Origin of the sequence: Alcanivorax nanhaiticus (assembly GCF_000756665.1) — a bacterium.
Classification (GTDB): Bacteria; Pseudomonadota; Gammaproteobacteria; order Pseudomonadales; family Alcanivoracaceae; genus Alcanivorax; species Alcanivorax nanhaiticus.
Genome location: NZ_ARXV01000006.1, coordinates 267,648 through 276,801 on the forward strand (window position 1 = coordinate 267,648; position 9,154 = coordinate 276,801).

Consider the following 9,154-nt stretch of genomic DNA (forward strand, 5'->3'; position numbering starts at 1 on the left):
GCTTACAGGCCCCGCTCTTTCACCAGTTCGCGAACCTGCTGGCCTTCCTTGAGATGGTGCACCCCGGCACTGACGATACGATCCCCGGCATCCAGCCCGGCAGTGATCTCCACCCCGCCACCGACCACCTGCCCCAGCGTGACCTGCACGGCAGACACGGTGTTGTCCTGCGGCTGGAAACGCCACACCCAGGAACCCTCGGCATCATCCTTGTTGAACACCGCCTCCACCGGCACCTGCGGCCAGGTGGTGGCCTTGCGCATGATCTGACTCAGGTCGATGGCCACATCCACACTCATGCCCGGCAGTACGAAAATCCCTTCCGGGTTAGCCATGGTGAGAGTAATGATGTAAGTCTGGGTGCGATCATCCGCGCTGGCTTCGTGCTCCTTGTAACTGGCCTTGAACACCTTGTCCGGAGCGCCTTCAAAGCGCAGTTCCGGCTGATAGTCCTCGCCATCCTGACGGATGTTGGTCAAGAACCGCTCGGACACCGCGAACTCGATATCAATGTCCTTGTTGCCCTGCAGGTAAAGAATGGGCTCCTTGGCCTGCAAGAACTGGTAGTTCTCCACATAGGTGCGGGCTACGGTACCGGCGTAAGGCGCCTTCAGTCGGGTGTAATTCACGTTGTCACGGGCCAGACTCAGGGCAGCCTGTGCCTGGCGACGTTTGGCCTTGATCTCGTCGAACTGGGCTTCGGATATCACTCCGCGTTCAAACAGACTGATACTGCGCTGATACTGGCTATCGGCCAGATCGTACTGGGCCTGGCGATCCGCCAGCTGGTTACGGAAATCCGCCGGGTCCAGAGCCGCCAGCAGCTGCCCTTTCTTGACTTCTTCCCCGGCTCGCACCGGCAGTTGCTCCAGCTGCCCGGATACCCGGAATGCCAGCTCTGAGCCCTCGGTGGCTACCACCTTGCCCGGGTAATGGCGCAAGCGCCCTTCCACCATGCTGTCCACGGTATACAGTTTCACTGGCTGCGCCTGTACCTCCTCGACCGGTGGCTCCTCACCACAACCCCACAATGCCAGCGACAAACCCAGCAAAACCCAGATACGTTGTTGCATCTCGCTCTCCCAACAAAAATAGCAACACCATCAAGACCGCCCGCAAATCGCCGGCGAAACGTCTGCACAAGAATTGTATTGTCGCCTGCTATGGCACGGCTGTCTTTGTTTACTCGGGACAGTCGGCGAAAGCGACACCGGAAAGGTCGCAAACGGCACAAAGCGATGACCTTGCGTTACTTGCATAACACTGTGATTACTTTTTATGCAGGTGGACAAAAGCATGCAGCAACGATCAAGAGGGCAAAAAGCGTTCATCGCGGCGCAACCGCCGCTCCCACCAAAGCGGCACGGGGAACGGGAGAGGCTTAAGGTGCCAGCGTCAGGCAACCTTCTCTCGGGGGACTGGACTGTAGACGCCTTCCCGCTAATCAGTGATCAACCAAAAAAAGGCCGACTCAACGTCGGCCAAGGGGAAGTTTGCATACTCGCCAGAGGGGGGACTGGCGAGTGGGGTTGCACATGACGCTGTCTCTAGACAGCAAAGCAACAATAGATAATTTCTATTAATGAATGAAGCGGAATTGCCCTATGCCAGCTATCGGCGCAACCTATCCGTCGGCACGCGGCACCTGCCACCCGGTAAAGTTGTCCGATTTGGCAGCTTTACAGCCTCTCTGCCGGCTCGGCATCATTCAGAATCATTCAACCCTGCTCAGAACCTGATCAGTGAAAAGAGGAACGGCATGGCCAGCGATACCCACGAGCCCCCCTATTCCCATCACGAGGAATGGCTAAACGGCCTGACCCACGGTATTGGTGCAGCACTCAGCATCGCCGGTACCGTGGTGTTGATCGTCGCAGCCAGCCTGCAGGGTGATCCCTGGAAAATTGTCGGCTTCAGCATTTTCGGTGCCAGTCTGATCCTGCTCTACAGCGCCAGCACCCTGTACCACAGCAGCCGCAGCCCAAAACTCCGGGCCGCCTTCAAGATGCTGGATCACTGCGCCATCTATGGTCTGATTGCAGGCACCTATACGCCCTTTTTGCTGGTCAACCTGCGCGGCCAGACTGGCTGGATTCTGTTCGCCGTGATCTGGGCGCTGGCAGTGACCGGTATTGCCCTGAAAGCGCTTTATGGTCACCGCTTCAAGTTGCTGCGCGTCGGCATCTATCTGGCCATGGGCTGGCTGATCCTGTTTGCCTCCGGCGAACTGACCACCAAGCTCAACGACACCGGCTTCTGGTTGGTGCTGGCCGGCGGCATCACCTATACCGTGGGCGTGGTCTTCTATCTGGCTGATCGGGTGATCCCGTTCAACCATGCCATCTGGCATTTATTCGTGGTCGGCGGCAGCGTCTGCCACTTCTACGCCATGTACTACGGGGTACTGCCGTTCACCGCGCCGGTGGTGTGAATTTCACGCCTGAAGCCAGTCCCGAGTTTCGAGTTTCGAGAAGCTGATCACTTCCCCTTGCCAGATCCATCGCGACAATATACATTATTTTATTATGAATAACGTTATTGAAAACCCAACCCTGATGGCCAATGCGGAAGCCCTCCGGCAAAACGCCCGCGACGCCAGCCAGATGCTCAAGGCCATGTCTCACCCGGACCGGCTGATGCTGTTGTGCCAGCTGGCTGACGGTGCCGAACGCAGCGTCAGTGAACTGGAAGAGCTGACCGACCTGCACCAGCCCTCGCTGTCTCAGCAAATCGGCGTCCTCCGCCGTGAGGGACTGATTGAAGGCCGGCGGGACGGCAAACACATGTTCTATCGCGTAGCCGACGCCCGCGCACTGGCCATCCTGCAAACCCTTTACGAACAATTCTGCGGAGCCCCCTGATGAGCATTGACTGGAATGCGTTTACCCCCTGGGCCTCACTCGCCGGCGGCGGCATGATCGGCCTGGCCGCCCTGTGGTTGCTGCATACCAATGGCCGCATCGCCGGCATCAGCGGTATCGTCGGCGGACTGCTGCGCCCGGCACCCATGGATAGCGGCTGGCGCATTGCCTTTATCCTCGGCATGCTCATCGCCCCCGTCGCCTGGACACTGGTTGGCACCCTCCCGCCGATGATCATTGATGCAGACTTTCCGCTGTTGATCGCCGCCGGTCTGATTGTGGGCATTAGCACCCGTTACGGCGCTGGCTGCACCAGTGGCCATGGCGTCTGCGGCATGTCGCGCCTGTCCCCACGCTCACTGGTGGCCACCCTGGCGTTCATGACCAGTGGCTTCATTACCGTTTTTGTCGTTCGTCATCTGTTGGGGGGTGTGTAATGCAGCGCAGCCATATCACCGCTTTCGTCGCTGGTCTGATCTTCGGCATCGGTCTGCTCCTGGCGGGCATGGCCAACCCGGCCAAGGTACTCGCCTTTCTGGATATTGCTGGCCATTGGGACCCATCGCTGGCACTGGTCATGGGTGGCGCGATCCCGGTGTCCGCCATCGGCTTTTATCTGACCCGCCATCGTAAAGCTCCACTGTTCAGCGCCAGCTTTCAGGTGCCCACCAACCGCAAACTCGATAAGCGATTGGTTCTGGGCGCGTTGGGATTTGGCGTGGGTTGGGGGCTGGCCGGTTTCTGCCCTGGCCCGGCGCTGGTAGCACTCGGCACAGGCAGCCTGAAGGCGGTTGTATTTGTTGCCGCCATGCTCAGCGGAATGGTGATCTTTGAAATGTTGGAACGCCAAAAACCGGATTGATCCGTCCACTACGACATGGCGTCCTGAGACACTATGTCCAATGTGGAAGACAGCAGGCCTGGCCTAGAATCTATCGGCATCAATGGAGAGAACCAGTGGCCTGTTGCGCCAGGCCCTCTCCCTAGCGGTAGTGTCACGTCAAAGGCTGGAGATCCCCGGCATGTTGAATTGGGTTCCGATCATTTTCCTTGTCTTCAAGCTGGCCGTGTTTGGCACGGGCATGTTCTTCGCCATCAAGTGGCATTACGATCAAGACAAGAAAAACAAAACCAAAACGGCCCCCAGTTCCACACCGGAAGGGAGCCGTTAACAGGCAGGATCTACCCGCGTCTTACAGCAGAGCTTCGATGTCTTTCTTGATGGACTCAGGTTTGTCGGTGGGCGCATAACGCTTCACCACCTTGCCGTCCTTGTTGACCAGGAACTTGGTGAAATTCCACTTGATACCCTTGCTGCCCAGCAAGCCCGGCGCTTCCTTTTTCAGGAAGTTATAGAGCGGGTGGGCGTTGTCGCCGTTCACATCAATCTTGTCGAACATGGTAAAGCTGACGCCATAGTTCTTCTGGCAGAACGCACCAATTTCTTCCGCTCCACCGGGTTCCTGTTTACCAAACTGGTTGCAAGGGAAACCGAGAATCTCCAGGCCCTTATCCTTGAGATCGTCATACAGCCCTTCGAGCCCTTCAAACTGGGGGGTGAAGCCACATTTACTGGCAGTATTCACGATCAACATCACCTTGCCTTTGAACTCAGCCAGGCTCTTTTCATCACCGCTCAGGGTAGTCGCTGAAAACTCGTAGATCCCCATTGTCACTCCATGTCGTTTCTGGCCCAGGGCCAGGTTACTGAGATTGTTCGGACAACGCGGCAATAACCGCCTGCGCCACTGCCTCGCTCGACTGCGGATTCTGTCCCGTCACCAGCTTGCCATCCGTCACCGTATGCGCAACGAACTTGTCGGCCAGATCCAGGCGTGCCCCAAGCTCTTCCAGTCGTGAGGCCAACAAGAATGGCATCACATCATCGAGCCCGACTTCGCGTTCCTCTTCATTGGTAAAGCAACTTACCGTGCGGTTCTGCACCAGCGGAGTACCGTCCTCATTGCGCAGCCCTACCAAGGCCGCCGGCCCATGGCATACCGCCGCCAGCAGCCCGCCGCGACTCCAGGTACGTTCCATCACCGCAGCCACCAAGGGATTATCGGGCATGTCGAACATGGCACCATGGCCACCTGGGACAAAGACACCGGAAAATGCGTCTTCCCAAACGGTTTCCAGAGCTTTTGTGTCCTGCAATGCCGCTATGGCATCCACCCAGGCCTCTTTCTGACTATCGTCGGGGATCGAATTGGGATCGACCGGAATCTTGCCTCCCCGCGGGCTGGCAACGACCAGAGGAATGCCTTGCGCTCGAAACGCCAGATAAGGCAGCGCAAATTCTTCCAGCCACAGCCCTGTCTGCTGACCCTGCCCCATCTGGGCTGCACTGGTCACCAACATCAACAAGGGATTGTCCAGATTCATTCTCTCCTCCCACACAAGATGGTTGTGCTGCCTGTTCACCACAGCACAAGCCGTGGCAACATGTTGTGAATTCACTGTGGTGACTTGCAGCGGCAATATCAACCCTGGACCGGATTTCATGGACTGGCAACAGCTACTGAACAAGACCCGCCTGGGCGGGCGCGATGCGAAGGATGAAAGTGGCCGTACCGCTTTTCTCCGCGACCACGACAAAATCATTTTTTCCGGTGCGTTCCGCCGCCTGGCCCGCAAGACCCAGGTGCACCCGCTGGCCACCAATGATCATGTTCATAATCGTCTGACGCATTCGCTGGAAGTTTCCTGCGTAGGACGAACGCTGGGCATTCGCGCAGGAGAACGCCTGCAACGACAACATCTACTCCCCGACAGTGTCAGCGCCACCGACTTCGGTGACATTGTGCAATCCGCCTGTCTCGCCCACGACATCGGCAACCCGCCGTTTGGCCATACCGGCGAGCGCGCTATCCGTGCCTGGTTTCAGGAACGAGGCCAACGTTTTCTCGACATGCTGCCAGCGCAGCAGCAAAGCGACCTGACCTTTTTTGAGGGCAACGCCCAGGGCTTTCGTATTCTCACCAAGAGCGAATACCACCAGTACGACGATGGCATGCGACTCACCTACGCCACCCTGGCCACCTTCCTGAAATATCCCTGGCTATCAGCGGATGCTGGAAACGCCAGCAGCAAACCGGGCAAGTACAGTGCCTTTGTCTCGGAAGCTGCCGCTTTTCAGGAAGTCGCCAACGCCACCGGACTGATAGAACAATCTCCGGGCCGCTTCAGCCGTCATCCGCTGGCTTACCTGATGGAGGCCGCCGACGACTTCTGCTACGCCATTATCGACCTGGAAGATGGTCTGGAGATGGATCTGCTGCACTGGGATGAAGTGTACGCCCTTCTGCAACCGGCATTGCCCGACACCAAAGAAGTCAGCGAGCTGATTCATTCCGATCTTCGCGACGGCCGCAAGGCAGCCCTGCTGCGCGGCAAAATTATCGAGCGCTTCATCGAAGCGGGCGTGGAAGCGTTTGTCGCCAATCACGAGCAACTGTTGCTGGGTCGTATGGAGGGTGACCTGATCAGCCACTGTGAACCCGCTGTACGGGACGTAGTAGAAAACGCCAAGCAACTGGCGCGCTCAAAAGTCTTTGAACACCCACGAAAGATTGAACTGGAAATTGGCGCTTTCGAAGTCATGGGGGCGCTACTTGACGGACTGATTGAAGCGGCCGTTTCGCACGCCTGTAACAACGCGAAAAACACATACAACAATTACCGTCACGAACGCATTATCGACCTGATCGGCCGACACAGTTTTCCGGAAAACCTGGAACAGCTACCGGAACAGGAACGAATCTATCAGTGCATCATGCGCGCGCTGGATTTTCTCGCTGGCATGACAGACAACTACGCCACCTATCTGGCCAAGCAGTTTTCAGGCATGGCGGAAACGCGCTATTAGTCTCAGCACCCCTGCAACGAAAAACGCCCTGACAAGTCAGGGCGTTTTTCCGTCTCATACTCGTTTGAATAATCGCAGCTTAGTCGGCCAGTCTTACACCCACCGCCACGAAAGTCTCCAGCCCGGAGGTACCGTCGCCTTCGTCCAGGTTACCTCCACCAGCCGTAATGACCTTGCCATCGGAAGAGAGCATGAAGGCTTCGGAATCACCGTCACTCCAGGTAACGTTGAGCGTCTGCCCGGTTACGGACCAGGAGCCCCCGCCTGTTTCATTGTCATTCCAGGTGTCAACATAGTGAGAACAGCTGGACTCATCACAGATGTTTGCATCCAGACTGATGAAGCGTCCACTCTCGCTGAACGTTTCGCTGAGCGAGCCGTCACTGTTGAAGGTCAGATCGGCGGTGCCACCGAAGCGCTCCAGATTGGCCCCACCACCGTCATCCAGCTCGATGATGCCACCTGAGAAGTACAGCTTGTAGGTAGCCCCGCTCACAATGTCGTTCAGACTCGCCACCTCGCCGCTTGCAGCTTCAAGAGCGGCAATACGAGTATTGTTGTCGTTGATCGCCGTAATCAGCGCCTGAAAGTTCGCATCCACTCCGGCAGCAGTCGCCGCCTGACCCGATTGCGGAGCCGTGTAGCCGGTCACTTCTGCGGCCATGGCATTGGCACTCAGCACAGCAGCGGTGAGGCCTGTCAGAATTACTTTTTTCATGTCTCTTCCCCTCTATAGGTTTTGTGCTTTAACCAACGGCCTCACTGCCAGTTGGCTTGATCCCAGTTGAAATTGTCCCAGACAGCAGCGGTCGGACCGGTACCGTCTTCCACGAAGCTGACGCTGATGGAGCAATCTGCGGTGATTGCGCCGGTGGTGTAGGTGTCGTCGATCAGATCACCACCACAACCGGAAATGGTATTCACCACATAGCCTTCATTCGGCGTCACTGTCAGCACACGAATGTCACCATGCAGGACCCCTTCCAGATTGCTGCCTACAATCATGCCGTTCTCACCATCGACACTGGCCGTGATGGTGTAGGTCTTCTGCGCAAAGGTGGCGGTGACAGAACATGCCGCAGTGATGGTGCCGGTGGTGAAGGTATTGCCATCCAGGGTGCCGCCACAGCCGCTGACGCCAGTCAGCTCATAGCCCTCATCCGCTGTCACTGTGAATTGCTGGGTCTGACCGTGATCCACCATGGGGTTGGCCGGTGTAAAGCTGCCGTTATCCGCGATAGTGGTGACCTGATACTCAATAGCTTCGAAGGTCACCGCCACCGTACAGTCCCCGGTAATAGCCGCAGTGACGTAATTACTGCCATCCAGGCTACCGCCACAGGTGCCGCCGACAGTACCGATCTGATGCCCCTCATCCGGGGTCAGACCAAACACGGTGGCAGTGCCATGCTCCACGGTGGCACTGGACTGTGAGATCACGCCGTTCCCGGTGACCTGGGTGGTCACGGTGTAGCTCATCAAGCTGAGCACGGCTTCCACATGACAGGCTTCGGTCACCGGGCCAACGGTGTAGCCACCGTTCTGCCCCGTCGGCACCACTTCACAGGTGTCGCCCGCAACCGAGTCCACCATAAAGCCCATTGCCGGAGTGAGCGTCAGCAAGCCATTCTGGTTATGACCCACCGTCAAAGAATCCGGATCGAAGCTGCCATCACCCACCACACTGGTGGTCACTGCGTACTGCTTCGGTGCAAACGTCGGGGTGATGGTGCAGGCTGCGGTAATCACACCGGTGGTGTAAGTAGTGCCCTCAAGATCACCTCCACACCCCTCGACGCCCACCAGGTCATAACCTTCATCCACACTGACTTCGAACTGGGTGCTGTCGCCATGATCAACGAAAGCAGAGCCCGGCAGCAGGCCACCGCCAGTGACCATGGCTGTGGTCACTTCATATTCATTAATGGCGAAGGAGACAGACAGGCTACAGGTTGCTTGAATGGCATCCGTGGTAAACGTCGTGCCATCCAGCTCACCGCTACAGCCTGTGACTTCATCGATGCTGTAACCTTCCGCCGGCGTGATTGAGAAGTTGGCAGAGGCGCCACCCAACACCGAGACTGACGCTGGCGAAACGCTGCCATTGTCTCCTGCGACGGCGGAGAGGCTGTAACTGGTTACGCCAAGCGCTTCATTCTCGGACGCATACGCATTGATGGCATCCACAAGGTCACTGCCACTGGTAGCAGGCAGCGTGCCGGCATTGTCACCGATGGTGATATCGCCACCATTTTTCTTGCCATCTACCACGCCGTCACTGGCATCCTCGATCAGGGCCATGACGGTATCAAACTCATCCGTACCGGAACTAATGGTATGTGCCTGGTTGGAGAGGCCGCCCAGCACGGCCGCGTACTGCTTGGCAGCCGAGTCATCGCCGCTGGTGCTTGGCACCGTGGTCAGC

11 protein-coding genes are annotated in these 9,154 nt (G+C 57.5%); 6 read left to right on the forward strand and 5 right to left on the reverse strand.

The features are described 5' to 3' along the window. Positions 1 to 2: 2 nt before the first annotated feature. Positions 3 to 1,073 carry an efflux RND transporter periplasmic adaptor subunit gene (locus tag Y5S_RS09795; protein ID WP_035232539.1) on the reverse strand — a complete coding sequence of 357 codons (1,071 nt, stop codon included), beginning with the start codon at positions 1,071 to 1,073 and terminating at the stop codon, positions 3 to 5. Positions 1,074 to 1,759: 686 nt separating this feature from the next. Here Y5S_RS09795 and trhA point away from each other — a divergent pair. The 5 genes from trhA to Y5S_RS19700 all read left to right on the forward strand — a co-directional run bounded on the left by trhA (position 1,760) and on the right by Y5S_RS19700 (position 4,033). After that, complete coding sequence (gene trhA / locus Y5S_RS09800; RefSeq protein WP_035232629.1) at positions 1,760 to 2,431, forward strand: PAQR family membrane homeostasis protein TrhA; 672 nt, start codon at positions 1,760 to 1,762, stop codon at positions 2,429 to 2,431. A gap of 94 nt (positions 2,432 to 2,525) precedes the next feature. After that, complete coding sequence (locus tag Y5S_RS09805; protein WP_231552665.1) at positions 2,526 to 2,861, forward strand: ArsR/SmtB family transcription factor; 336 nt, start codon at positions 2,526 to 2,528, stop codon at positions 2,859 to 2,861. After that, on the forward strand, positions 2,846 to 3,298 hold the full coding sequence (locus tag Y5S_RS09810) for a YeeE/YedE family protein (protein ID WP_331280442.1): 453 nt from the start codon (positions 2,846 to 2,848) through the stop codon (positions 3,296 to 3,298). The genes Y5S_RS09805 and Y5S_RS09810 overlap by 16 nt, the downstream gene beginning before the upstream one ends. Further along, positions 3,298 to 3,723, forward strand: a complete 426-nt coding sequence (locus tag Y5S_RS09815) for a YeeE/YedE family protein (protein ID WP_035232544.1) — start codon at positions 3,298 to 3,300, stop codon at positions 3,721 to 3,723. Before Y5S_RS09810 ends, Y5S_RS09815 begins: the two co-directional genes overlap by 1 nt. Before the next feature lie 160 nt (positions 3,724 to 3,883). Next, on the forward strand, positions 3,884 to 4,033 hold the full coding sequence (locus Y5S_RS19700; RefSeq protein ID WP_156107698.1) for a hypothetical protein: 150 nt from the start codon (positions 3,884 to 3,886) through the stop codon (positions 4,031 to 4,033). A gap of 21 nt (positions 4,034 to 4,054) precedes the next feature. Here the strand turns inward: Y5S_RS19700 and Y5S_RS09820 are convergent, their stop codons facing one another. Together Y5S_RS09820 and Y5S_RS09825 are read right to left on the reverse strand one after the other, a co-directional pair. Next, the gene (locus tag Y5S_RS09820) at positions 4,055 to 4,531 is read right to left on the reverse strand and encodes a glutathione peroxidase (RefSeq protein WP_035232546.1); all 477 of its coding nucleotides are present in this window, start codon (positions 4,529 to 4,531) and stop codon (positions 4,055 to 4,057) included. 34 nt (positions 4,532 to 4,565) lie between these two features. After that, complete coding sequence (locus tag Y5S_RS09825) at positions 4,566 to 5,246, reverse strand: type 1 glutamine amidotransferase domain-containing protein (RefSeq protein WP_035232548.1); 681 nt, start codon at positions 5,244 to 5,246, stop codon at positions 4,566 to 4,568. A gap of 118 nt (positions 5,247 to 5,364) precedes the next feature. Here Y5S_RS09825 and Y5S_RS09830 point away from each other — a divergent pair, with 118 nt between their 5' ends. Next, positions 5,365 to 6,729, forward strand: coding sequence for a deoxyguanosinetriphosphate triphosphohydrolase (locus Y5S_RS09830; protein ID WP_035232549.1), 1,365 nt, complete (start codon positions 5,365 to 5,367; stop codon positions 6,727 to 6,729). 79 nt (positions 6,730 to 6,808) lie between these two features. Here Y5S_RS09830 and Y5S_RS09835 read toward each other — a convergent pair whose 3' ends face one another. Next, on the reverse strand, positions 6,809 to 7,447 hold the full coding sequence (locus Y5S_RS09835; RefSeq protein ID WP_035232553.1) for a hypothetical protein: 639 nt from the start codon (positions 7,445 to 7,447) through the stop codon (positions 6,809 to 6,811). A gap of 41 nt (positions 7,448 to 7,488) precedes the next feature. Then, a partial coding sequence (locus Y5S_RS19860; RefSeq protein ID WP_035232555.1) for an InlB B-repeat-containing protein occupies positions 7,489 to 9,154 on the reverse strand: 1,666 nt, incomplete at its 5' end.